A 23370-nucleotide genomic window follows, 5' to 3' on the forward strand; every position below is an offset into this window, starting at 1 on the left:
GGTTGTCTCCGTTCCCTGATCACAGCCCCAGAATCATCTGCGCGATGATGTTCTTCTGGATCTCGTTCGAACCGCCGTAGATCGACGTCTTCCGGTAATTGAAGTAGTACGCGGCGAGCGGCGCCGCATCGTCGTCGCCCGCGATGCTGTGTTCGCGCTCGCCGTCGAGGAACGGCACGTCGAACGGGGCGGCCAGCGGGCCGATCGCTTCGACCATCAGCTCGGTGAGCGCCTGCTGCACCTCGGTGCCCTTGATCTTCAGCATCGACGCCTCGGGGCCGGGCCCCTTGCCGCTCGTCTCGCGGCTGACGACGCGCAGCACCGTCACTTCCAGCGCCATCAACTCGACTTCGAGCGCCGCGACCTTCGCGGCGAACACGGGATCGGCGAGCAACGGCTTGCCGTTCTTGCGCTGATTCGATGCGACGCGCTTCAGGAACGCAAGCTCCCGCTTCGACGCGCCGACGCGCGCGATGCCGGTGCGCTCGTGGCCGAGCAGGTATTTCGCGTAGGTCCAGCCGCGGTTCTCGTCGCCGACGAGGTTCTCGACCGGCACCTTCACGTCCTCGAAGAACACCTCGTTGACCTCGTGATCCTCGTCGAGCATCACGATCGGGCGCACCGTGATGCCGGGCGTCTTCATGTCGATCAGCAGGAACGAGATGCCCTCCTGCTTCTTCGCGGCCGGATCGGTGCGCACGAGGCAGAACATCATGTCGGCGTACTGGCCGAGCGTGGTCCAGGTCTTCTGGCCGTTGACGACGTAGTGATCGCCGTGGCGCTCGGCGCGCGTGCGCAGCGACGCGAGATCGGACCCGGAACCCGGCTCCGAATAACCCTGGCACCACCAGTCCGAGCCGTCGAGAATACGCGGCAGGTAGTGGCGCTTCTGCGCTTCGCTGCCGTATTTCATCAGGACCGGCGCGACCATCGACACCCCGAACGGCAACACGGTCGGCGCACCGATCCGCGCGCACTCCTCGTCCCAGATGTGTCGCTGTGTCGCGTTCCAGCCCGGGCCGCCATAGTCGACCGGCCACGCGGGCGCGGACCAGCCGCGCTGGCCGAGAATCCGGTGCCAGCTCGCGAAATCCTCGCGGTCGAGTCGTTTGTGATCGAGTACCTTGGCGCGCAGTGCGTGAGGCAGGTTGGCCTCGAGCCAGGCGCGGACGTCGGCGCGGAACGCGTCGTCGGCGGGGGAATAGTCCAGATCCATGCGCAGTGTCTCCTGTCGACCGGAGTTAGTGCTTTAGCACTTACTCCGGTCCCATGCTTCGCGGTCGATCAGCATTGGCGCTTCAGCGCTTCTCTGATCCCATGCAAGGCTCGCCGCGACCGTCCGGCCCGGCAAGGACACACTGCGTAGGTTATTGCAGCGGTTCTTTCAGCGCGGCTGGAATCGGCAGCGGCATCACGTCGATGCCTTCTTCGACCAAGGATTGCGCATCCTCAGGCGTCGTGACGCCGCGAATGCTGCGTGCCGGCGCCTCGTTGTAATGGATGCGCCGCGCTTCCTCGGCGAAGCGCTCGCCCACGTTCTCGGTCTTCTCCAGCACCTCGCGCAGCGCGCGCATCACCTGCGCCTGCAGCGCACGCGGATCGGCCGGCTGCGCCTGCGTCGCGCCCGACAAGTTCAGGCGCGGCGCCGACGGCATCCGATTGATCTCCGTCGTTCCGCACACCGGGCATTCGACCAGCTTGCGGGACAACTGCGCTTCGAATTCATCGGCGGAAGCGAACCAGCCTTCGAACCGATGACCGTGCGGACACTGTAAATCGAGGACCTTCATGCTGAATCAGGGCGTGTGACGAGTGTAGCGCAAAAAGCGGTTTTGTGAACGATCGTGCTAAATCCGGATCGCGCGGCACGCGCGCGCCGCGTCACGGAATTGTAACGCGCCGCCGACGCCGCGCTCAGGGCGTGACGACCGGCCCGAGCGGCCACGTGCCGGACAGCACCTTGTCGAGCCACATCGCGCCGATGATCGTCTTCACGTCGGTGATCTGGCCCGTGCGCACCCATTCCTGCAGGTCGGCCGGCGTCGCTGTGAAAGTTTCGAGGAATTCGCCGTCGTCGAGCTTGCGTTCGCCGGCCGTGAGCCCGCGCGCGAGATAGAGGTCGATGAATTCGGTCGAATAGGAAATGATCGGATGAATGCGGGCCAGGAACACGTATTCGCGCGCCGTGTAGCCCGTTTCCTCGCGCAACTCGCGCACCGCGCACGCGAGTGCGCCTTCGTTCGGGTCGAGCTTGCCGGCCGGGAATTCGGCCATCACCTTGCCGATCGGATAGCGGAACTGGCTTTCCATCAGCACGCGGCCGTCGTCGAACAGCGGGATCACCATCACCGCACCCGGGTGCTGCACGTATTCGCGCGTGGCCTTCTTGCCGTCCGGCAGACGGACGGTGTCGCGCTTGAGCTTGAGGAACGCGCCGTCGAAAATCGCCTCGCTCTCGAGGCAGGTTTCGGTCAGTGCGGCGTCGTGATTGGGTAGTTCGGCCATCGGCGGCTCCTGAATGAGCACGACGGACGGCCGAAGCCGTCAGCGTCGTTTGACGAGATACTGGAACGTGAAGCCGGGAAACGCGAACACGACGAAGAGACTGAACGTGATCGCGTAAAACTGCCAGCCCTGTTCGAAGCGGTTGCCGGCACGCGACTCGAGCCAGAAGCCGAGCGCGCCGACGACGAAGTACAGCACGATCAGCTCGCCGATCCGCACCCACGCATTCTTCTTCGTCGCGCCGAACGGCACGACGGCGAAGAGGCGTTGGTTCAGGAACGGCAAGTTGGCGCCCACGAGCGCCAACAGCACGATGAACCAGCCGGCTGCCGACATTACAGCGGCAGCGTGTGACGGATTGCCTGCAGGCAGGCGGTCAGCAGCGGGCTCGGGATCAGGCCGAGCACGACGACCGCGACGCCGTTCAGCACGAGGATCGTGCGCTTGCAGAAATCGCCCGTGATCGGCGTCGAATCCTGCGGAGCATCGAAGTAAATCACCTTGACGATGCGCAGGTAGTAGAACGCGCCGAACAGCGACGTGATCACGGCCAGCACGGCCAGCCACGTGAGGCCCGCGTTGACGGTCGCCTCGAGCACGGCGAGCTTCGCGTAAAAGCCGACGGTCGGCGGGATGCCGGCCAGCGAGAACATCATGACCATCATCACGAACGCGAACACCGGGCTGCGCTTGTTGAGGCCCTTGAAGTCGTCGATCGTTTCGGCTTCGAAATCGCGGCGCGCGAGCAGCATCACCACACCGAACGAGCCGAGCGTCGTGATCAGATAGACGATCGCGTAGAACATCGCCGAGCTGTACGCGTTCGCCGGCGCCGCCGCGTCGCCCTTCACGATGCCCGCGAGCAGGCCGAGCAGCACGAAGCCCATGTTCGAGATCGCCGAGTACGCGAGCATCCGCTTGATGTTGCGCTGGACGATACCGGTGATGTTGCCGACGATCAGCGACAGCGCGGCGAGGATCACGAGCGCGGTCTGCCAGTTCTGCGCGAGCGGCAGCAGGCCCATCACCAGGAAGCGCAGGCCCCACGCGAACGCGGCAACCTTCGGACCGCCGCCGACGAACAGCGTCATCGCGGTCGGTGCGCCCTGGTAGACGTCGGGCACCCACATGTGGAACGGCACGGCGCCGAGCTTGAACGCGATACCGGCGACGATGAAGATCACGCCGAACATCAGCACGGCCGCGTCGGTATTGCCGCCGACCGCCTTGTACACTTCGCCGAGCTCGAGCGAGCCGGTCGCGCCGTAGAGCATCGAGATGCCGTACAGCACGAAGCCCGATGCGAGCGCGCCCAGCACGTAGTACTTCATCGCGGCTTCGCTCGACTGCGCTGCGTCGCGACGCAGCGCGATGACCGCGTACAGCGACAGCGACATCAGTTCGAGGCCGAGATACAGCGTCAGGAAGTTGTTGCCCGACACCATGACCAGCTGACCGAGCAGCGAGAACATGCCGAGCAGGAACACGTCGCCGCGGAACATGTCGCGGTCTTCGAGGTACTTGCGCGAATAGACGAGCGAGACCGCGAACCCGAACGACACGACAGCCTTCATCATGCTCGCGAACGAGTCGACGACGACCATCTTCGAGAAGAAGTAGTACTGCTGCGGGTCGAGCGCCTGGACCGCGAACCACACGCCGGCGACGACCGACGAGACGACCGCGATCAGATAGGTCAGGCGGCGGCCGGAAGCACCGGTAAAGGTGTCGTTCAGCCATGCGACGACGATGGCGGCCAGCACCAGCGCGTCAGGCAACAGGACATTCATAGAGGCGTTTTGCATGATCTTGAGTTCCTCCGCTCGCGATTACTGGGCCAGCGGCAGCTTCGACTGCGCGACGTGGGAGAGGAGGTTTTCCACGGAAACGTGCATCACGTCGGTGAAAGGCTTCGGATACAGGCCCATCAGCAGCGTGAACGCGGCGAGCACGGCCAGCATCAGGAATTCGCGACGGCCGATGTCCTTCAGCTTGGCGACGTGATCGTTGGCCACCGCGCCGAAATACACGCGCTTGTACATCCACAGCGTGTAGGCCGCGCCGAGGATCAGCGTGAATGCCGCGCCGAACGCGATCCAGAAGTTGTACTGGACGGCCGCGAGAATCACCATGAACTCGCCGACGAAGCCCGACGTACCCGGCAGGCCGCAGTTGGCCATCGAGAACAGCATCGCGAACGCCGCGAACTTCGGCATCACGTTGACGACGCCGCCGTAGTCAGCGATCTGGCGCGAGTGCACGCGGTCGTACAGCACGCCGATGCAGAGGAACATCGCGCCCGACACGAAGCCGTGCGAGATCATCTGGATGATCGCGCCTTCGACGCCGAGCTGGTTGAAGATGAAGAAGCCCAGCGTGACGAAGCCCATGTGCGCGATCGACGAATACGCGACCAGCTTCTTCATGTCGGCCTGCACCATCGCGACGAGGCCGATGTAGATCACCGCGATCAGCGACAGCGTGATCACGACGGGCGCCAGGAAATGGCTCGCGTCAGGCGTGATCGGCAGCGAGAAACGCAGGAAACCGTATGCGCCGAGCTTCAGCATGATCGCCGCCAGCACGACCGAGCCGCCCGTCGGCGCTTCCACGTGCGCGTCCGGCAACCACGTGTGCACCGGCCACATCGGCACCTTCACCGCGAACGCGAGGAAGAACGCAATGAACAGCAGGATCTGCGGCGTCATCGCGATCTTCGCGTTCTGCCACGTCGCGAGGTCGAACGAGTGCGTTTCCGTGTACAGGTAGATCAGCGCGACCAGCATCAGCAGCGAACCGGCCAGCGTGTACAGGAAGAACTTGAACGCCGCATACACGCGGTTCGGGCCGCCCCACACGCCGATGATGATGTACATCGGGATCAGGGTCGCCTCGAAGAACACGTAGAACAGCAGGCCGTCGGCCGCCGAGAACACGCCGATCATGATCCCGGACAGGATCAGGAACGCCGCGAGGTACTGCGCGACGTTCTCGGTGATCACTTCCCATGCGGCGATCACGACGATCACCGTGATCAGCGCGGTCAGCACGACGAACCACATCGAGATGCCGTCGACGCCGAGGTGATACGCGATATCGAAGCGTTCGATCCAGGTCGACTTCTCGACGAACTGCAGCGCAGCCGTGCTCGAGTCGAAGCCGGTGATCAGCGGGATCGTGACCGCGAGGCCGAGCAGCGCACCGATCAGCGCGACCCAGCGGGCCGTCCCCGGATTTTTGTCGTTACCGACCGCAAGCACGAGGAGGCCGAAGACGATCGGCAGCCAGATCGCGGTACTGAGAATCGGAAAAGCGTGCATTAGTGTTGTCCCCCGCCTTATTTGCCGCCGAGCGTTACAAACAGGGTCAGGAGCCCCAGCATGCCGATGATCATGGCGAACGCGTAGTGATAGATGTAACCGGATTGGAGGAAGCGGATCACGCCGGCGAACCAGCCGATGAACCGGGCGCTGCCGTTGACGAGGCCGTCGATCACCACGACGTCGCCCTCCTTCCACAGGCCGCGGCCGATCGCCACCGAACCGCGGGCGAACACCACTTCGTTGATCTTGTCCATGTAGTACTTGTTGTCCAGCAGCGTGTAGATCGGGCCGAACGCGCGGCGGATCGACGCCGGCAGCTCCGGACGCTTCAGATACAGGAACCACGCGACGACGACACCGGCGAGCGCCAGCCACACCGGCAGGCCCGACACCGAGTGCAGGCCCATGCCGACCCAGCCGTGGAACTCTTCGGCCATCTCGGCCAGCGCCGGATGGTTTTCGCCGATGAAGATCACCTTGTCGAATGCGACGCCGTGCTGGAAGAAGTCGCCGAACAGCATCGGGCTGATCGCGATCGCGCCGATGATCACCGACGGGATCGCCAGCAGGACCAGCGGCACCCACACGACCCACGGGGTCTCGTGCGGCTCGTGCGCGTGGTCGTCATGGCCGTGGCCATGGCCGTGATCGTCGTGGCCGTGTGCGGCCGCCATGCCCATCGGCGATTCCGGATGCTTCGGATTGCGGAAGCGCTCTTCGCCGTGGAACACCAGGAAGTACATGCGGAACGAGTACAGCGCCGTGACGAACACGCTCGCGACGACCGCGAAGTACGCGAAGCCCGAACCCGGCAGGTGCGACAGCTTCACCGCGTCGATGATCGAGTCCTTCGAGTAGAAGCCCGAGAAGAACGGCGTACCGATCAGCGCGAGCGAACCGACGAGCGACGTGATCCACGTGATCGGCATGTACTTGCGCAGGCCGCCCATGTTGCGCATGTCCTGGTCGTGGTGCATGCCCATGATGACCGAGCCGGCGCCGAGGAACAGCAGCGCCTTGAAGAACGCGTGCGTCATCAGGTGGAACACGGCGACGGGGTAAGCGGACACGCCGAGCGCGACGGTCATGTAGCCGAGCTGCGACAGCGTCGAGTACGCGACCACGCGCTTGATGTCGTTCTGGACGATGCCGAGGAAGCCCATGAAGAGCGCCGTGATCGCGCCGATCACCGTGATGAACGACAGCGCGGTATCCGACAGTTCGAACAGCGGCGACATACGCGACACCATGAAGATGCCGGCCGTCACCATCGTCGCCGCGTGAATCAGCGCCGAGATCGGGGTCGGGCCTTCCATCGAGTCCGGCAGCCACACGTGCAGCGGGAATTGCGCCGACTTGCCCATCGCGCCGATGAACAGGCAGATACAGGCAACGGTCAGCAGGCCCCAGTCGGTGCCCGGGAAGTGCAGGCTCGCGAGCTCCGCGCGCTTCGCGAACACTTCGCCGTAGTTCATCGAGCCGGCGAACGCGAGCAGCAGGCCGATGCCGAGCAGGAAGCCGAAGTCGCCCACGCGGTTCACGAGGAACGCCTTCATGTTCGCGTAGATCGCGCTCTCACGCGTGAAGTAGAAGCCGATCAGCAGGTACGACACCAGACCCACCGCTTCCCAGCCGAAGAACAGCTGCAGGAAGTTGTTGCTCATCACGAGCATCAGCATCGAGAACGTGAACAGCGAGATGTACGAGAAGAAGCGCTGGTAGCCGTCTTCTTCCGCCATGTAGCCGATCGTGTACACGTGCACCATCAGCGAGACGAAGGTCACGACGACCATCATCATCGCGGTCAGCGAATCGACGAGGAAGCCGACTTCGAGCTTCAGCGAGCCGACGTTCATCCATTCGTAGACGGTCGCGTTGAAGCTTGCGCCGCCCATCACGTCGAAGAAGACTTTCGCCGACAGGAGGAACGCGATCAATACGCCGAGGATCGTGATCCGGTGTGCGCCCTTGCGCCCGACTGCGTTCCCGAACAGCCCCGCAATCAGCGAGCCGGCCAGCGGAGCGAGCGGAATCGCCAGCAGCAGGTTTTCATTGAGTGTCGTTGACATAACAGCGTTGCCTGAAATTAACCTTTGAGCTGATCGAGATCCTCGACATTGATCGTGTCGAGCTTACGGAACAGGGTCACCAGAATCGCGAGACCGATCGCGGCTTCCGCTGCGGCGACGGTCAGCACGAAGAACACGAAGATCTGGCCGTGCACGTCGCCGAGGTAATGCGAGAACGCGACGAAGTTGGTGTTCACCGCCAGCAGCATCAGTTCGATCGACATCAGGATGATGATGACGTTGCGGCGGTTCAGGAAGATCCCGACGATCGCGATCGCGAACAGGATCGCGCCGAGCACGAGGTAGTGAGCAAGGGTCAGCATGGTTTTCTTTTCCTCCGCTTAGCCGTTGGTGCCCGAACCGGCTTCGCTTTGCGCCGTTTCCGGCTGCGGCTTGTCCGCTTCCATCTTCACGAGACGCACGCGGTCGTTGCGGCGCACCTTGACCTGATCCGACACGCGCTGGCGCTTGCTGTCCTTGCCCTTGCGCTCGGTCAGCCCGATCGCGGCGATGATCGCGACCAGCAGCACGAGGCCGGCGATTTCGAACGCGAAGATGTAGTCGGTGTAGATCACCTTGCCGATCAGGCGCGTATTCGACCAGTTGGCCATCTCGCCCGTCGCCATCGCATGCACGGTGTGCGTGTCGCCGTAACCGCGCCACAGGATCAGCGCGGTTTCGATCACGATGATCGCGCCGACCACGGTTGCCATCGGCACGAAGCGCTTGAAGTCGCGGCGCAGGTAGTCGATGTTGATGTCCAGCATCATCACGACGAACAGGAACAGCACCATCACCGCGCCCACGTAGACGAGAACCAGCAGGATCGCGAGGAATTCCGCCTCCAGCAGCATCCAGATCGCGGCGGCGTTGAAGAACGCCAGCACAAGGAAAAGCGCAGACGCCACCGGGTTGCGCGAAGTGATCACCTTCAGCCCTGATACCACCAGGAGCAGCGCGAAGATGTAGAACAGTACGGTCGTGAATTCCATGATTACCGGTTCATCGTTAGGCCATAGTCAGGCGCGGCTTGCGGGACGCCCGCACCCGTCGCGGCGGCTCGGCCCGTCGATGCCGGGCCGGCACTGCAAACACAATCAACGATACGGCGCGTCGGCAGCCTTCGCCGCGGCGATGTCCTTCTCGTAGCGATCGCCCACCGCGAGCAGCATTTCCTTCGTGAAATACAGGTCGCCGCGCTTTTCGCCGTGGTACTCGAGAATCTGCGTCTCGACGATCGAATCGACCGGGCAGCTCTCTTCGCAGAAACCGCAGAAGATGCACTTCGTCAGGTCGATGTCGTAGCGCGTCGTGCGGCGCGTGTTGTCCGCGCGCGTTTCAGACTCGATCGTGATCGCGAGCGCGGGGCACACGGCCTCGCACAGCTTGCACGCGATGCAGCGCTCTTCGCCGTTCTCGTAGCGGCGCAGTGCATGCAGCCCGCGAAAACGCGGCGAAATCGGGGTCTTCTCTTCCGGGAACTGCACGGTGAACTTGCGCTTGAACGTGTAACGACCGGTCAGCGCGAGCCCCTTCAGCAGCTCGGTCAGGAAGAAAGTCTTAAAGAAGTGTTGGATAGCCGTCATGATTTCGTCCGATCTTTACTTCACCCAGATGTTCAGCGGCGACATCATCCAGAAGCCGACCACGACCACCCAGACCACCGTGACGGGCAGGAACACCTTCCAGCCCAGACGCATGATCTGGTCGTAACGGAAGCGCGGGAACGTCGCGCGCACCCAGATGAACACCGACAGCAGCGCGAAGACCTTCAGCACCAGCCAGAAGATGCCCGGAATGAACGACAGGAATTCGAACGGTGCGTCCCAGCCGCCGAGGAACAGCGTCGCCGCCAGCGCCGAGATCACGATCATGTTGATGTACTCGGCGAGGAAGAACAGCGCGAACGCCATGCCCGAGTAATCGATCATGTGACCCGCGACGATCTCCGACTCCCCTTCCACCACGTCGAACGGGTGACGGTTCGTTTCGGCGATGCCCGAGATGAAGTAGACGACGAACGCCGGCAAGAGCGGTAGCCAGTTCCACGACAGGAAGTTCACGCCGTGGCCGGCGAAGAAGCCGTGCTGTTGCGAACCGACGATTTCCGACAGGTTCAGGCTGCCGGCGGTCATCAGCACGAGCACCAGCGCGAAGCCCATCGAGATTTCGTACGACACCATCTGTGCCGCGGCGCGCATCGCGCCGAGGAACGCGTACTTCGAGTTCGACGCCCAGCCGGCGAGAATCACCGCGTACACGCCGATCGACGAGATCGCCATCGCGTACAGCAGGCCCGCGTTCACGTTCGCGAGCACGGCTTCGGCCTGGAACGGAATCACGGCCCACACGGCGAAGGCCGGCACGACGGTCATCACCGGCGCGATCAGGTACAGCCAGCGGCTGGCGGCGCTCGGCTGAATGACTTCCTTCAGCAGCAGCTTCAGCACGTCGGCGATCGGCTGCAGCAGGCCGCCGGGGCCGACGCGGTTCGGGCCGAGACGCACGTGCATCCAGCCGATCAGCTTGCGCTCCCACAGAATCAGGTACGCGACGCACAGCAGGATGACGACGGAGACGACGAGGATGCGCACGACTGCCCACACCGTCGGCCACGCGAAGCCGAGAAGCTCGGCCCCGCCCGCGTTGATCGTATCGAACAAGCTCATTTACGCCTTCTCCACCACCAGTTCACCGGACAGGCTGCCGAGCGCTGCGCCGGCAGGCGTCGCCGCCGACACGCGAACGACCGTCTCCGCAAGATTCGCGTCGCGCACGGCCGGCAACTGCACCGCACGCTCGCCCTGGCGCACGCGCACGGCGTCGCCTTCCTTCAAGCCCAGCTTGTCGAACAGCGCGGCCGGCAGGGCTGCGGCATTCGCCGCCTTCGCGGCGGCCGTCAGGTGCAACGCACCTGCGCGGCGCACGAGCGCGTCGGCGTGATAGATCGGCACGTCGGCCAGGCGCTCGAAACCGCCGTTCGCGGCATTCGCCGCGGCGCGAGCCGGCGCGACCGACGTCCGGTTCGACAGGCGACCCGCGACGCCGGCGTCGCCGAGCGCGGCGACACGCACTTCTTCCGCGGTCTCGTATTCGAAGTTCGGCAGGCCGAGCAGGCTGCCGAGCACGCGCAGCACCTTCCAGCCCGGACGCGTGTCGCCGAGCGGGCGCACGACGCCGTTGAAACCCTGCACGGTGCCTTCGGCGTTGACGAACGTACCGGCCGTTTCAGTGAACGGCGCGATCGGCAGCAGCACGTCGGCGTAGTCGAGGCCGTGCTTGAACGGCGACATCACGACGACCATCTCCGCCTGGTTCAGCGCGGCCAGCGCCTGTGCCGGATCAGCGGTGTCGAATTCCGGCTCGACGTTCAGCAGCACGTAGCCCTTGCGCGGCTGCGCGAACGCTTCGCGTGCGTTCAGGCCGCCTTCGCCCGGCAGTGCGCCGACGACGTGCGCGCCGACCGTGTTCGCCGCTTCCGTCAGGAAGCCGAACGTGGCGCCGGTGTTGTCGGCGATCCACTGCGCGACGGCGTGCAGCTGCGCGAATTGCGGATGACGGACCGCGACGTTGCCGAGCAGCACCGCGCGGCGCTCGCCGTTCGCGAGCGACTGCGCGACAGCTTGCGCGGCCGGCGATGCGGTAACGCCTGCGAGCGCGTCGGGCAGCGCGACGCCGCGCAGTTGCGCGACGGCCGCGGCGATGCCGGCCAGCTCGTCGAGCCAGGCGGACGGCGCGGCGACGATGCGCTGCGCGGTCGGGATCAGCGAATCGTCACCGGTCGCGTGCAGGAAGTGCAGCTTCGCGCCGTTCTTCGCGGCCTGACGCAGGCGCGATGCGAACAGCGGGTGGTCGCGGCGCAGGAACGAACCGACGACGAACGCGGCGTCCACGTTCGACAGATCGGCGATCGGCATGCCGAGCCACGGTGCGCCCTGGACCGGCGCCGAAAAATCCTGCTGACGCAGACGGAAGTCGACGTTCGGCGTCTTCAGTTCGGTGGCGAGCTGCTTCACGAGGAACAGCTCTTCCGCGGTGCTGTGCGCGCTCGCGAGCATCGCCAGCGCGTTCGCGCCGTGATCCGCGGCGATGCCCTTCAGGCCCTTCGCGACGTATTCGAGCGCGGTCTGCCAGTCGGTTTCGATCCACTGGCCGCCCTGCTTCAGCATCGGCTTCGTCAGACGCTCTTCGCTGTTGAGGCCTTCATACGAGAAGCGGTCCTTGTCCGAGATCCAGCATTCGTTGATGGCTTCGTTCTCGAACGGCAGCACGCGCATCACGCGGTTGTTCTTCACCTGCACGACGAGGTTCGCGCCGACGGAATCGTGCGGGCTCACCGACTTGCGGCGCGACAGTTCCCACGTACGGGCGCTGTAGCGGAACGGCTTGCTGGTCAGCGCGCCGACCGGGCACAGATCGATCATGTTGCCCGACATTTCGGAGTCGACCGTCTTGCCGACGAACGTCGTGATTTCCGAATGCTCGCCGCGGCCCAGCATGCCGAACTCCATCACGCCGGCGATTTCCTGGCCGAAGCGGACGCAGCGCGTGCAGTGGATGCAGCGCGACATTTCTTCCATCGAGATCAGCGGGCCCACATTCTTGTGGAACACCACGCGCTTTTCTTCCGAGTAGCGCGACGACGACTTGCCGTAGCCGACCGCCAGATCCTGCAGCTGACATTCGCCGCCCTGATCGCAGATCGGGCAATCGAGCGGGTGATTGATGAGGAGGAATTCCATCACCGACTGCTGCGCCTTCACAGCCTTGTCGGACTGCGTGCGGACGATCATGCCGGCCGACACGGGGGTCGCGCAGGCAGGCACGGCCTTCGGCATCTTCTCGACTTCGACGAGACACATCCGGCAGTTGGCCGCGACCGACAGTTTCTTGTGATAGCAGAAGTGAGGAATGTACGTATCCGCCTTGTGCGCAGCCTGGATCACCATGCTGCCTTCGGGCACCTCGACCTTCTTGCCGTCTATTTCAAGTTCAACCATGATGGTGAATGGTCCTTAACCTATTTCCGCCCGTTCGCGCCTTCGCCCGACCGTGCGCTCAAATTCCGCAACCGGTGCGCTTCAGGCTGCCGCCGCGTGCGCGTGGCCGCCGACCATGCAGTGCTTGTGCTCGACGTGGTACGCGAATTCGTCCCAGTAGTGCTTGAGCATCCCGCGTACCGGCATCGCCGCCGCATCGCCGAGCGCACAGATCGTGCGGCCCATGATGTTCTCGGCCACCGAATTCAGCAGGTCCAGATCTTCCTGGCGGCCTTCGCCGTGCTCGATACGGTTCACGACGCGATACAGCCAGCCGGTGCCTTCACGGCACGGCGTGCACTGGCCGCACGATTCCTCGTAGTAGAAGTACGACAGGCGCAGCAGCGAGCGCACCATGCAGCGCGTCTCGTCCATCACGATCACCGCGCCGGACCCGAGCATCGAGCCCGCCTTCGCGATCGAATCGTAGTCGAGATCCGTCTGCATCATGATGTCGCCCGGGATCACCGGCGCCGACGACCCGCCCGGAATCACGGCCTTGATCTTCTTGCCGCCGCGCATCCCGCCGGCGAGCTCCATCAGCGTCGCGAACGGCGTGCCGAGCGGCACTTCGTAGTTGCCCGGACGTTCGACGTCGCCCGACACCGAGAAAATCTTCGTGCCGCCGTTGTTCGGCTTGCCGATCTCGAGGTAATTCTGCGGCCCGATGGACAGCAGGAACGGGACCGCCGCGAACGTCTCGGTGTTGTTGATCGTGGTGGGCTTGCCGTACACGCCGAAGCTCGCCGGGAACGGCGGCTTGAAGCGCGGCTGACCCTTCTTGCCTTCGAGCGACTCGAGCAGCGCCGTTTCCTCGCCGCAGATGTACGCGCCGTAACCGTGGTGCGCGTGCAGCTGGAACGAGAATTCCGAGCCCATGATGTTGTCGCCGAGGAACCCGGCCGCGCGCGCTTCGTCGAGCGCGGCTTCGAAGCGTCGATACACTTCGAAGATTTCGCCGTGGATATAGTTGTAGCCGACGGTGATGCCCATCGCGTACGCGCCGATGGCCATGCCTTCGATCAGCGCGTGCGGGTTCCAGCGCAGGATGTCGCGATCCTTGAACGTGCCCGGCTCGCCTTCGTCCGAGTTGCAGACGAGGTACTTCTGCCCCGGGAACTGGCGCGGCATGAAGCTCCACTTCAGGCCGGTCGGGAAGCCCGCACCGCCGCGGCCGCGCAGGCCCGACGCCTTCACGTCGGCGATCACCTGCTCCGGCGGGATCTTTTCTTCGAGAATGCGGCGCAGCTGCTTGTAGCCGCCGCGCGCAACGTAATCTTCGAGATGCCAGTTCTCGCCGTTCAGACCAGCGAGGATCAGCGGTTTGATGTGACGGTCGTGGAGGGACGTCATTTCGAGAGCTCCTCAAGCAGCTGGTCGATCTTCTCGCGGCTCATGAAGCTGCACATTCTGTGATTGTTCACCAGCAGCACCGGCGCATCGCCGCACGAGCCCATGCATTCGCCTTCCTTCAGCGTGAACTTGCCGTCGGGCGTGGTCTCGCCGAAGTCGATGCCCAGCTTCTGTTTCAGGTAGTCGGCAGTCGCTTCCGCGCCGCCGTGCGGGCCGAGCTGGCACGGCAGGTTCGTGCAGAGCGTGATCTTGTGCTTGCCGACCGGCTTGAGCTCGTACATCGTGTAGAACGTCGCGACTTCCTGCACGGCGACGGCCGGCATGCCGAGATAGTCCGCGACGAACTGCATCAGTTCGGGCGACAGCCAGCCATGCTCTTCCTGAGCAACGGCCAACGCCGACATCACGGCGGACTGTTTCTGATCGGCGGGATACTTCGTCAACGCGCGATCGATTTCCTTCAGGCCTTCAGCTGAGATCATTTTCAGACACGACTCTTTCAATTCCTACCGAACGAACAACCTGCCGCACATTGGGGTGCATGGACGGCAGACCTGGCGCTCACTCTGTTGACAGCTTGCGAAGCCGCGCCGGTTCGGCGCGTACCGCATGTGACTTCGCGTGCGACTGACTGCTCGCCGCCCGCGCTTGCGGGCGGCGCAACCATTAGCGATCGATTTCGCCGAACACGATGTCCTGCGTACCGATGATCGTGACGGCGTCGGCGATCATGTGACCGCGCGCCATTTCGTCTAGCGACGCCAGGTGCGCGAAACCCGGCGCGCGAATCTTGAGGCGATACGGCTTGTTGGCGCCGTCGGACACGAGGTAGATGCCGAACTCGCCCTTCGGATGCTCGACCGCCGCGTACGCTTCACCTTCCGGCACATGGAAACCTTCGGTGAAGAGCTTGAAGTGGTGAATCAAGTCTTCCATGTTGGTCTTCATGCCGACGCGCGACGGCGGGGCAACCTTGTGATTGTCCGTCATCACCGGGCCCGGATTCTTGCGGAGCCAATCAATACACTGTTTCGCGATGCGGACCGACTGGCGCATTTCTTCGACGCGCACCAGATAGCGGTCGTAGCAATCGCCGTTCACGCCGACCGGCACGTCGAAATCCATCCGATCGTACACTTCGTAGGGCTGCTTCTTGCGCAGGTCCCACGCGATGCCCGAGCCGCGCAGCATCGGGCCCGTCAGGCCCATCTGCAGCGCACGTTCGGGGCTGACCACGCCGATCCCGACCAGACGCTGTTTCCAGATCCGGTTGTCGGTCAGCAGCGTTTCGTATTCGTCGACGCACTTCGGGAAGCGCGTGAAGAAATCGTCGATGAAGTCGAGCACCGAGCCGCTGCGCGCTTCGTTCATCTTCGCGAGCGCCTTCTCGTTGCGAATCTTCGACGCCTTGTATTGCGGCATTGCGTCAGGCAGATCGCGATAGACGCCGCCCGGACGGTAGTAGGCCGCGTGCATCCGGGCGCCGGACACCGCTTCGTACACGTCCATCAGGTCCTCGCGTTCGCGGAACGCGTACAGGAACACGGCCATCGCGCCGACGTCGAGCGCGTGCGCGCCGATCCACATCAGGTGGTTCAGCACGCGCGTGATTTCGTCGAACAGCACGCGGATGTACTGCGCGCGCTCCGGCACGTCGATGCCGAGCAGCTTTTCGATCGCGAGCACGTAACCATGCTCGTTGACCATCATCGACACATAGTCGAGACGGTCCATGTATGGCACGGACTGGATGAAGGTCTTGGATTCCGCGAGCTTTTCCGTCGCGCGGTGCAGCAGGCCGATGTGCGGATCGGCACGCTGGATGACTTCGCCGTCGAGCTCGAGCACGAGGCGCAGCACGCCGTGCGCTGCCGGGTGCTGCGGGCCGAAGTTGAGCGTGTAGTTCTTGATTTCTGCCATGACGCCCCCTTAATGTTTCAGACCGCCATAGCGATCCTCGCGGATCACGCGCGGCGTGATTTCGCGCGGCTCGATCGTCACCGGCTGGTACACGACCCGCTTCTCTTCCGGGTCGTAACGCATTTCGACGTAGCCCGACACCGGGAAGTCCTTGCGGAACGGGTGACCGATGAAGCCGTAGTCGGTGAGGATGCGGCGCAGGTCGGGGTGACCTTCGAACACGATGCCATACAGGTCGAACGCTTCTCGCTCGTACCAGTTCGCCGAGGTCCAGATGTCGACCAGCGACGCCACGATCGGCAGATCGTCGTCCGGCGCGAATACGCGCAGGCGCAGGCGCCAGTTGTTCGTGACCGACAGCAGGTGCGACACGGCCGCGAAGCGCGGGCCGTCGTAGGCGCCGTCGCCGAAGGTCTGGTAGTCGACACCGCAGAGGTCGATCAGTTGCTCGAAACGGAGCTTCGGATCGTCGCGCAGCGTCTTTGCGACTTCGAGGTAATCGCTCGCCTTCACGACGAGCGTCAGTTCACCGATCGCTTCGGTGAGGCTCACCACGCGCGCGCCGAGCGCGGCTTCGAGGTTGGCCTTGAGGGTCTCGATTTTGCTTGCCATATTGAGGGGACGCTCGGGGCTTTATTGACGGGCGATGGTATTGGTGCGGCGGATCTTCGCCTGAAGCTGGATCACGCCGTAGACCAGCGCCTCGGCCGTGGGCGGACAGCCCGGCACGTAGACGTCGACCGGCACGATCCGGTCGCAGCCGCGGACCACCGAGTACGAGTAGTGGTAGTAACCACCGCCGTTCGCACACGACCCCATCGAGATCACCCAGCGCGGCTCGGCCATCTGGTCGTACACGCGGCGCAGCGCGGGCGCCATCTTGTTGCACAGCGTGCCGGCGACGATCATCACGTCCGACTGACGCGGACTCGGACGGAACACGACGCCGAACCGGTCCAGATCGTAACGGGCCGCGCCCGCATGCATCATCTCGACGGCGCAACACGCGAGCCCGAACGTCATCGGCCACAGCGAGCCGGTACGCGTCCAGTTGATCAGCTTGTCAGCCGTCGTGGTGACAAACCCTTCCTTCAAGACCCCTTCGATACTCATTTGCTTTCCACTCCAGACGAGCGACCGAGCGTGGCCGCCCATGCAAACCGGCGATTAACCCATCACTCCCAGTCGAGGCCGCCTTTCTTCCAGATATAGGCAAAGCCCAGCAGGAATTCGAGCAGAAAAATCATCATTGCGATGAAACCCGGCCAGCCGATGTCCCGGAGCGCGACGCCCCACGGAAACAGGAATGCGGTTTCGAGATCGAAGATGATGAACAGGATGGCGACGAGGTAATACCGTACGTCGAATTTCATCCGGGCGTCTTCAAAGGCTTCGAAGCCGCACTCGTACGGTGCGTTCTTCTCGACGTCCGGCTTGTTGGGACCAAGGAGCTTGCCGATGCTGACCAGCGCTATACCTAAACCAGTGCCCACGAGGAGGAACAACAAGACGGGGTAATAGGCTGCGAGGTTCAAGGCAATCCTCTATCGGTTGGTTCTGAGCGTCCGGAGAATACCACTTCCGGCGGAAGGAATCATTTCGGAGTGCAGGCGATCGCAAGACAACCGCAAGCACACCCCACAAATGAAAAATGCCAGCCACTAGAAGCGGCTGGCATTGAGTAACTTTGGTGCCGACGGCGAGACTCGAACTCGCACAGCTTTCGCCACTACCCCCTCAAGATAGCGTGTCTACCAATTTCACCACGTCGGCACTGCATGCAACTCGGGTTGTGCTGCTTGTTCCCGCGAATCGCTTCAAGAATTAAATTCTAACCCGAGTTCAGGATTTGTTCAACGCACAACCGCAAAAAATTAACTTTTTATTTCGGGACGTCCTGGCCCGGCGCGCTTGCGGCCGAACCGGCGGCGGCAGACGCCGCGACGGCCGGCGCCGATGCCGCGGGAGCCGATGCCGGCGCGGTCACCGCCGCGCCGAGCACGCCCGCCGACGGCGTCGACTTGTACGAACCGAGGTACGTCAGCGCGAGCGTCGCGACGAAGAAAATCGCCGCGAGAATGCCCGTCGTGCGCGACAGGAAGTTCGCCGAGCCCGTCGCACCGAACAGGCTGCCCGACGCGCCGCTGCCGAACGCGGCGCCCATGTCGGCGCCCTTGCCGTGCTGCAGCAGCACGAGCCCAATCACACCGAGTGCAGACAGCACCTGCACCACAATAATCAGCGTCTTGAATAACAGCATCACATCCACCCGATTGGATCGGGCGACCGGACCGACCGGCCGCCGTCATGGTTCAATTCGATCGCGGACCGCTCAACGCGCGGCCCGGCAGATCGCCAGAAAATCTTCCGCCTTCAGCGACGCGCCGCCGATCAGGCCGCCGTCGATGTCCGGTTGCGCGAACAGCTCTTCCGCGTTGTCCGGCTTCACGCTGCCGCCGTACAGCACGGACACGTCCGCCGCACCCTTTGCCGCGAGACGCGTACGCAGGAACGCGTGCACGTCCTGCGCCTGCGCCGAGCTCGCGCTCTTGCCCGTGCCGATCGCCCAGACCGGTTCGTAGGCAACGACGATGCGCGCCGCTTCGTCGGTGCTCAGCACCGCGAGCACGGCGTCGAGCTGCGCGCCGACCACCTGCTCGGTCGTGCCCGCTTCGCGCTCGTCGAGCGTTTCGCCAACGCACACGACGGGCGTGAGGCCCGCTGCCAGCGCGCGCTGCGCCTTCGCAGCGACCGTCTCGTTGCGCTCGCCGTGATACGCGCGGCGCTCCGAATGACCGACGATCGCATATTGCGCGCCGAACTCCGCCACCATCGCAGCCGCGACCTCGCCGGTGAACGCGCCTTGCTCGTGCGCGGACACGTCCTGTGCACCGAACGCGACACGGCCGCCGCCGAGCTGCGCCTGAACCTGCGCGAGATACGGGAACGGCACGCACACGCCGATCGACGTTTCAGCCGCCACCGCGCCCGCACCCTGCACCACTTCGTTCAGCAGCGCCTGGTTGCCGGCCAGCCGGCCGTGCATCTTCCAGTTGCCGATCACTCGCTTTGTTCGTTGTTTCGACATCGTGTCTGTCTCGTCACTATCTTGTCATTAACGTGCCGGAACCCGGCCGTCAGGTTGGATCTGGCGAAGCAAACCCGCGATTTTACTGCGCGCGGCTTGAACCGGTCAAACCGCGAATGTCAAGCCCGCCGCGCGGGCCGTCATGCGTTCGCACCCCAATCAAGCACGATCTTGCCGATGTGCTCGCCGCTCTCCATCAGCGCATGCGCCTGCGCGGCCTCGCCGGCCGGCAGCACACGATAGATCACGGGCTTGATGCGGCCGTCGGCCAGCAGCGGCCACACGCGCGCCTTCAGCTGCGCTGCGATGCGCGCCTTGAACTCGACCGGGCGCGGGCGCAACGTCGAGCCCGTCACCGTCAGCCGGCGCCGCAGGATCTCGTTCAGGTTGACCTCGGCCTTCGCGCCGCCGAGCAGCGCGATCAGCACGAGACGGCCGCCGTCCGCGAGCGCGGACAGCTCGCGCGGCACGTACGAGCCCGCCACCATGTCGAGGATCACGTCGACGCCGCGATCGTGCGTCAGCGACTTCACGACTTCGACGAAGTCTTCCGTCTTGTAGTCGATCGCGCGCTCGGCGCCGAGCGCCTCGCACGCACGGCACTTGTCGGCGGTGCCTGCCGTCGCGAACACGCGAAAGCCGAGCGCATGCGCGATCTGGATCGCCGTGACGCCAATGCCGCTCGAACCGCCCTGCACGAGCAGCGTCTCCTGTTCGCCGCCCTCGCCCGCGCCGAGCTGCGCACGGTCGAACACGTTGCTCCATACGGTGAAGAACGTTTCGGGCAACGATGCGGCCTCGATGTCGGTGAGGCCGTCGGGCACCGGCAGGCACTGCGGCAGCGGCGCGACCGCGTACTCGGCATAGCCGCCGCCCGCGAGCAGCGCGCACACGCGATCGCCGAGCTTCAGGCCGAACGGATTCAGCGCCGCATCGGACAAATCGCCGCCGACGATCTCGCCCGCGACCTCGAGGCCCGGCAGATCCGACGCACCCGGCGGCGGCGCATAGGCGCCCTTGCGCTGGAACACGTCGGGCCGGTTCACGCCGGAAGCCGCCACCTTGATCAACACCTCGCCGCGCTTCGGTTCGGGCCGCGGACGCTCCGCGAGCTTCAGCACGTCGGGGGCGCCGAATTCGGTGATTTCGATGGCTTTCATGGTGAGAGTCGCTCCAGGATCGGAATCGGATGGCACGCCCGCGCGCACGGCGCGGGCGCCTGGCCGGCGCTGCTGCGCCGCACAACGATGCTACAGAAAAAACGGCCGGCACGCTTTCGCACTGCCGGCCGTTGATCCGCCTGTCCGCTTACTGCTGCGGCGGCGTATCCGACTGCGCTGCCGCCGCTGCTTCATTCAGCAGCGCCTTGGCCGACAGACGCACGCGACCCTTCTCGTCCGTCTGGATCACCTTGACCTTCACCTGCTGACCTTCCTTCAGGTAGTCGTTGATGTCCTTCACGCGCTCGTTGACGATTTCCGAGATGTGCAGCAGGCCGTCCTTGCCCGGCAGCAGATTCACGATCGCGCCGAAATCGAGCAGCTTGAGCACCGTGCCTTCGTACACCTGACCGACTTCGATTTCAGCCGTGATTTGCTCGATGCGCTTCTTCGCTTCGGCCATGCCGTCGCTGTTCGTGCTCGCGATCGTCACGACGCCGTCGTCCGAGATGTCGATGGTCGTGCCCGTTTCTTCCGTCAGCGCGCGGATCACCGAACCGCCCTTGCCGATCACGTCGCGAATCTTTTCCGGGTTGATCTTGATCGTGATCATGCGCGGCGCGAATTCCGACAGTTGCGTGTTCGCACCCGACACCGCCGAGGTCATCTTGCCGAGGATGTGCATGCGGCCTTCCTTCGCCTGCGCGAGCGCGACCTGCATGATTTCCTTCGTGATGCCCTGGATCTTGATGTCCATCTGCAGCGCCGTCACGCCCTGCTCCGTGCCGGCCACCTTGAAGTCCATGTCGCCGAGGTGATCTTCGTCGCCGAGGATGTCGGTCAGCACCGCGAACTTGTTGCCTTCGAGGATCAGGCCCATCGCGATCCCCGCGACGTGCGCCTTCATCGGCACGCCGGCGTCCATCAGCGCGAGGCAGCCGCCGCACACCGACGCCATCGACGACGAACCGTTCGACTCGGTGATTTCCGACACGACGCGGATCGAGTAGCCGAATTCGTCGGCGCTCGGCAGGCACTTGACCAGCGCGCGCTTCGCGAGGCGGCCGTGGCCGATTTCGCGGCGCTTCGGCGAGCCGACGCGGCCCGTTTCGCCGGTCGCGAACGGGGGCATGTTGTAGTGAAGCATGAAGCGCTCGCGGTATTCGCCTTCGAGCGCGTCGATGATCTGCTCGTCACCCTTGGTGCCGAGCGTCGCGACGACCAGCGCCTGCGTCTCGCCGCGCGTGAACAGCGCCGAGCCGTGGGTACGCGGCAGCACGCCGGTGCGGATCTCGATCGGGCGCACGGTGCGCGTGTCGCGGCCGTCGATGCGCGGCTCGCCGTTCAGGATCTGCGAGCGGACGATCTTCGCTTCGATGTCGAACAGCACGTTGCCGACCGTGGCCTTGTCGGCCGCGACCGTACCGGCCGCCAGCGCCTCTTCCTCGAGCTTCGCCGACGTCGCCGCGTAGACTTCCTTCAGCTTCGCCGAACGCGCCTGCTTGTCGCGGAGCTGGTAAGCGGCGAGCAGATCGTTCTGCGCCAGCTCGGTCACGCGCGCGATCAGCGCCTCGTTCTTCGGCGCCGGCTGCCAGTCCCACTCGGGCTTGCCGCCGTCGCGGACCAGATCGTGGATCGCGTCGATCGCGACCTGCATCTGCTCGTGGCCGAACACCACGGCGCCCAGCATCACGTCTTCCGACAGTTGATCGGCTTCCGACTCGACCATCAGCACGGCGCGCTCCGTACCCGCGACGACGAGGTCGAGGCTCGATGCCTTGAGCTGCTCACGCGTCGGGTTCAGCACGTACGCGTTGTCGATGTACGCCACGCGCGCGGCGCCGACCGGGCCGTTGAACGGCAGGCCCGACACGGCGAGCGCAGCCGATGCGCCGATCAGCGCGGGGATGTCCGCCGGGATTTCCGGGTTCACGGACAGCACGTGGATCACGACCTGGACTTCGTTGTAGAAGCCTTCCGGGAACAGCGGGCGCAGCGGACGATCGATCAGGCGCGACGTCAGCGTCTCGTGCTCCGACGGACGGCCTTCGCGGCGGAAGAAGCCGCCCGGGATCTTGCCGGCCGAGTAGGTCTTCTCGAGGTAGTCGACGGTCAACGGGAAGAAATCCTGGCCCGGCTTCGCCGACTTCGCGCCGACGACGGTTGCCAGCACGACGGTGTCTTCGACGTCGACGATCACGGCACCGCTCGCCTGGCGGGCGACTTCACCGGTTTCGAGGCGCACCTTGTGCTGGCCCCATTGGAATTCCTTCACGACCTTGTTGAACATGGACATGGTTGCTCCTTTGTATTCATGCATTTCGTTCGCCGCGCCGGCGATCCCGCGCGGCGGCGTCCCGACCGAATCACCCGGAGCAAGGTGTGTTTTTTATGCCATTCCAGCGCGGCGCTCATGCAGCGACGCGCTGGAATGACACAAATCCCGCCCCGGTATCGGTCGTGGCGGCGGCCCCGCACGAACGTGCCGGACAGCCTGCGATGCGTGTGACGCTACGCACCGCGCAAAAACAAAATGCCTGTATCAGCGGACTGACACAGGCATCTTGCTGGCGGCAATCGCCTCGATTACTTACGCAGACCCAGCTTCTCGATCAGTGCGCGGTAACGGTCGGCATCCTTGCCCTTGAGGTAGTCGAGCAGCTTGCGGCGGCGGCTCACCATGCGCAGCAGGCCGCGGCGGCTGTGGTGATCCTTCGCGTGGGTCTTGAAGTGACCCGTCAGTTCGACGATACGTGCGGTCAGCAGTGCGACCTGGACTTCGGGCGACCCCGTGTCGTTGGTACCGCGGGCGAACTGAGCAACGACTTCCGACTTCTTGATATCTGCAACAGACATGTGATTTCCTTTCTAACTGAACAGGCGGACACGGAAGAATGGCCGTGCCGTGATTTA

Annotated in this window: 23 protein-coding genes and 1 tRNA gene; all 24 read right to left on the reverse strand. The window is 64.2% G+C overall.

Annotation, left to right across the window (positions count from 1 at the left end):
- Positions 1-19: 19 nt before the first annotated feature.
- The gene (locus tag WS96_RS14450) at positions 20-1216 is read right to left on the reverse strand and encodes an acyl-CoA dehydrogenase family protein (RefSeq protein ID WP_059833323.1); all 1197 of its coding nucleotides are present in this window, start codon (positions 1214-1216) and stop codon (positions 20-22) included.
- A 151-nt stretch (positions 1217-1367) separates the two neighbouring features.
- On the reverse strand, positions 1368-1790 hold the full coding sequence (locus WS96_RS14455) for a DUF1178 family protein (RefSeq protein WP_006750470.1): 423 nt from the start codon (positions 1788-1790) through the stop codon (positions 1368-1370).
- A 124-nt stretch (positions 1791-1914) separates the two neighbouring features.
- Positions 1915-2505, reverse strand: coding sequence for an NUDIX domain-containing protein (locus tag WS96_RS14460; protein ID WP_059833325.1), 591 nt, complete (start codon positions 2503-2505; stop codon positions 1915-1917).
- 39 nt (positions 2506-2544) lie between these two features.
- On the reverse strand, positions 2545-2841 hold the full coding sequence (locus WS96_RS14465) for a DUF2818 family protein (protein WP_059833327.1): 297 nt from the start codon (positions 2839-2841) through the stop codon (positions 2545-2547).
- Positions 2841-4295, reverse strand: coding sequence for an NADH-quinone oxidoreductase subunit NuoN (gene nuoN, locus WS96_RS14470; protein WP_034207961.1), 1455 nt, complete (start codon positions 4293-4295; stop codon positions 2841-2843). Before nuoN ends, WS96_RS14465 begins: the two co-directional genes overlap by 1 nt.
- 39 nt (positions 4296-4334) lie before the next feature.
- A complete protein-coding gene (locus tag WS96_RS14475) occupies positions 4335-5825 on the reverse strand; it encodes an NADH-quinone oxidoreductase subunit M (protein WP_006484881.1) in 1491 nt (496 codons plus the stop codon).
- A 17-nt stretch (positions 5826-5842) separates the two neighbouring features.
- On the reverse strand, positions 5843-7897 hold the full coding sequence (gene nuoL, locus WS96_RS14480; protein ID WP_059833329.1) for an NADH-quinone oxidoreductase subunit L: 2055 nt from the start codon (positions 7895-7897) through the stop codon (positions 5843-5845).
- 17 nt (positions 7898-7914) lie between these two features.
- Complete coding sequence (gene nuoK / locus WS96_RS14485) at positions 7915-8220, reverse strand: NADH-quinone oxidoreductase subunit NuoK (protein WP_006478272.1); 306 nt, start codon at positions 8218-8220, stop codon at positions 7915-7917.
- A gap of 18 nt (positions 8221-8238) precedes the next feature.
- The gene (locus WS96_RS14490) at positions 8239-8889 is read right to left on the reverse strand and encodes an NADH-quinone oxidoreductase subunit J (protein ID WP_011545812.1); all 651 of its coding nucleotides are present in this window, start codon (positions 8887-8889) and stop codon (positions 8239-8241) included.
- Positions 8890-8994: 105 nt separating this feature from the next.
- A complete protein-coding gene (gene nuoI, locus WS96_RS14495) occupies positions 8995-9483 on the reverse strand; it encodes an NADH-quinone oxidoreductase subunit NuoI (RefSeq protein ID WP_006478270.1) in 489 nt (162 codons plus the stop codon).
- A 15-nt stretch (positions 9484-9498) separates the two neighbouring features.
- Positions 9499-10566 carry an NADH-quinone oxidoreductase subunit NuoH gene (gene nuoH / locus WS96_RS14500; RefSeq protein ID WP_059499246.1) on the reverse strand — a complete coding sequence of 356 codons (1068 nt, stop codon included), beginning with the start codon at positions 10564-10566 and terminating at the stop codon, positions 9499-9501.
- Complete coding sequence (nuoG, locus tag WS96_RS14505) at positions 10567-12897, reverse strand: NADH-quinone oxidoreductase subunit NuoG (protein ID WP_059833331.1); 2331 nt, start codon at positions 12895-12897, stop codon at positions 10567-10569.
- Positions 12898-12978: 81 nt separating this feature from the next.
- On the reverse strand, positions 12979-14289 hold the full coding sequence (gene nuoF / locus WS96_RS14510; RefSeq protein ID WP_006478267.1) for an NADH-quinone oxidoreductase subunit NuoF: 1311 nt from the start codon (positions 14287-14289) through the stop codon (positions 12979-12981).
- On the reverse strand, positions 14286-14771 hold the full coding sequence (gene nuoE, locus WS96_RS14515) for an NADH-quinone oxidoreductase subunit NuoE (RefSeq protein ID WP_009694121.1): 486 nt from the start codon (positions 14769-14771) through the stop codon (positions 14286-14288). The genes nuoF and nuoE overlap by 4 nt, the downstream gene beginning before the upstream one ends.
- Before the next feature lie 184 nt (positions 14772-14955).
- Entirely contained in the window at positions 14956-16209 is a 1254-nt protein-coding gene (locus WS96_RS14520; protein WP_059646605.1) for an NADH-quinone oxidoreductase subunit D, read from the reverse strand.
- Positions 16210-16218: 9 nt separating this feature from the next.
- Positions 16219-16821, reverse strand: coding sequence for an NADH-quinone oxidoreductase subunit C (locus WS96_RS14525; RefSeq protein ID WP_034207966.1), 603 nt, complete (start codon positions 16819-16821; stop codon positions 16219-16221).
- Between the two features lie 21 nt (positions 16822-16842).
- Positions 16843-17322: a NuoB/complex I 20 kDa subunit family protein gene (locus WS96_RS14530; protein ID WP_006398799.1), complete on the reverse strand. Its 480-nt coding sequence runs from the start codon at positions 17320-17322 to the stop codon at positions 16843-16845.
- A 62-nt stretch (positions 17323-17384) separates the two neighbouring features.
- Positions 17385-17744 carry an NADH-quinone oxidoreductase subunit A gene (locus WS96_RS14535; RefSeq protein ID WP_006398798.1) on the reverse strand — a complete coding sequence of 120 codons (360 nt, stop codon included), beginning with the start codon at positions 17742-17744 and terminating at the stop codon, positions 17385-17387.
- A 153-nt stretch (positions 17745-17897) separates the two neighbouring features.
- Positions 17898-17982 (reverse strand) — tRNA-Leu (locus tag WS96_RS14540).
- A 109-nt stretch (positions 17983-18091) separates the two neighbouring features.
- Positions 18092-18469: a preprotein translocase subunit SecG gene (secG, locus tag WS96_RS14545; protein ID WP_059833333.1), complete on the reverse strand. Its 378-nt coding sequence runs from the start codon at positions 18467-18469 to the stop codon at positions 18092-18094.
- Between the two features lie 72 nt (positions 18470-18541).
- The gene (gene tpiA, locus WS96_RS14550) at positions 18542-19297 is read right to left on the reverse strand and encodes a triose-phosphate isomerase (protein ID WP_059833335.1); all 756 of its coding nucleotides are present in this window, start codon (positions 19295-19297) and stop codon (positions 18542-18544) included.
- Positions 19298-19437: 140 nt separating this feature from the next.
- Positions 19438-20457 carry an NAD(P)H-quinone oxidoreductase gene (locus WS96_RS14555; RefSeq protein ID WP_059499240.1) on the reverse strand — a complete coding sequence of 340 codons (1020 nt, stop codon included), beginning with the start codon at positions 20455-20457 and terminating at the stop codon, positions 19438-19440.
- Positions 20458-20605: 148 nt separating this feature from the next.
- Complete coding sequence (gene pnp / locus WS96_RS14560; RefSeq protein WP_059833337.1) at positions 20606-22753, reverse strand: polyribonucleotide nucleotidyltransferase; 2148 nt, start codon at positions 22751-22753, stop codon at positions 20606-20608.
- A gap of 290 nt (positions 22754-23043) precedes the next feature.
- Positions 23044-23313 (reverse strand): 30S ribosomal protein S15, encoded by a 270-nt coding sequence (rpsO, locus tag WS96_RS14565; RefSeq protein ID WP_006398792.1) that lies wholly within the window; start codon positions 23311-23313, stop codon positions 23044-23046.
- Positions 23314-23370 lie beyond the last annotated feature (57 nt).

This window comes from Burkholderia sp. MSMB1835, assembly GCF_001526365.1.
Taxonomy (GTDB): Bacteria; Pseudomonadota; Gammaproteobacteria; order Burkholderiales; family Burkholderiaceae; genus Burkholderia.

Coding starts and splice junctions, on each gene's coding strand:
- nuoN (WP_034207961.1), bottom strand. CDS start 4,295: ATGAATGTCCTGTTGCCTGACGCGCTGGTGCTGGCCGCCATCGTCGTC.
- rpsO (WP_006398792.1), bottom strand. CDS start 23,313: ATGTCTGTTGCAGATATCAAGAAGTCGGAAGTCGTTGCTCAGTTCGCC.
- WS96_RS14455 (WP_006750470.1), bottom strand. CDS start 1,790: ATGAAGGTCCTCGATTTACAGTGTCCGCACGGTCATCGGTTCGAAGGC.
- WS96_RS14450 (WP_059833323.1), bottom strand. CDS start 1,216: ATGGATCTGGACTATTCCCCCGCCGACGACGCGTTCCGCGCCGACGTC.
- WS96_RS14530 (WP_006398799.1), bottom strand. CDS start 17,322: ATGAGTATCGAAGGGGTCTTGAAGGAAGGGTTTGTCACCACGACGGCT.
- nuoE (WP_009694121.1), bottom strand. CDS start 14,771: ATGATCTCAGCTGAAGGCCTGAAGGAAATCGATCGCGCGTTGACGAAG.
- nuoL (WP_059833329.1), bottom strand. CDS start 7,897: ATGTCAACGACACTCAATGAAAACCTGCTGCTGGCGATTCCGCTCGCT.
- nuoI (WP_006478270.1), bottom strand. CDS start 9,483: ATGACGGCTATCCAACACTTCTTTAAGACTTTCTTCCTGACCGAGCTG.
- pnp (WP_059833337.1), bottom strand. CDS start 22,753: ATGTCCATGTTCAACAAGGTCGTGAAGGAATTCCAATGGGGCCAGCAC.
- WS96_RS14465 (WP_059833327.1), bottom strand. CDS start 2,841: ATGTCGGCAGCCGGCTGGTTCATCGTGCTGTTGGCGCTCGTGGGCGCC.
- WS96_RS14520 (WP_059646605.1), bottom strand. CDS start 16,209: ATGGCAGAAATCAAGAACTACACGCTCAACTTCGGCCCGCAGCACCCG.
- WS96_RS14525 (WP_034207966.1), bottom strand. CDS start 16,821: ATGGCAAGCAAAATCGAGACCCTCAAGGCCAACCTCGAAGCCGCGCTC.
- tpiA (WP_059833335.1), bottom strand. CDS start 19,297: ATGTCGAAACAACGAACAAAGCGAGTGATCGGCAACTGGAAGATGCAC.
- WS96_RS14490 (WP_011545812.1), bottom strand. CDS start 8,889: ATGGAATTCACGACCGTACTGTTCTACATCTTCGCGCTGCTCCTGGTG.
- nuoK (WP_006478272.1), bottom strand. CDS start 8,220: ATGCTGACCCTTGCTCACTACCTCGTGCTCGGCGCGATCCTGTTCGCG.
- nuoH (WP_059499246.1), bottom strand. CDS start 10,566: ATGAGCTTGTTCGATACGATCAACGCGGGCGGGGCCGAGCTTCTCGGC.
- WS96_RS14460 (WP_059833325.1), bottom strand. CDS start 2,505: ATGGCCGAACTACCCAATCACGACGCCGCACTGACCGAAACCTGCCTC.
- WS96_RS14555 (WP_059499240.1), bottom strand. CDS start 20,457: ATGAAAGCCATCGAAATCACCGAATTCGGCGCCCCCGACGTGCTGAAG.
- WS96_RS14475 (WP_006484881.1), bottom strand. CDS start 5,825: ATGCACGCTTTTCCGATTCTCAGTACCGCGATCTGGCTGCCGATCGTC.
- secG (WP_059833333.1), bottom strand. CDS start 18,469: ATGCTGTTATTCAAGACGCTGATTATTGTGGTGCAGGTGCTGTCTGCA.
- nuoG (WP_059833331.1), bottom strand. CDS start 12,897: ATGGTTGAACTTGAAATAGACGGCAAGAAGGTCGAGGTGCCCGAAGGC.
- nuoF (WP_006478267.1), bottom strand. CDS start 14,289: ATGACGTCCCTCCACGACCGTCACATCAAACCGCTGATCCTCGCTGGT.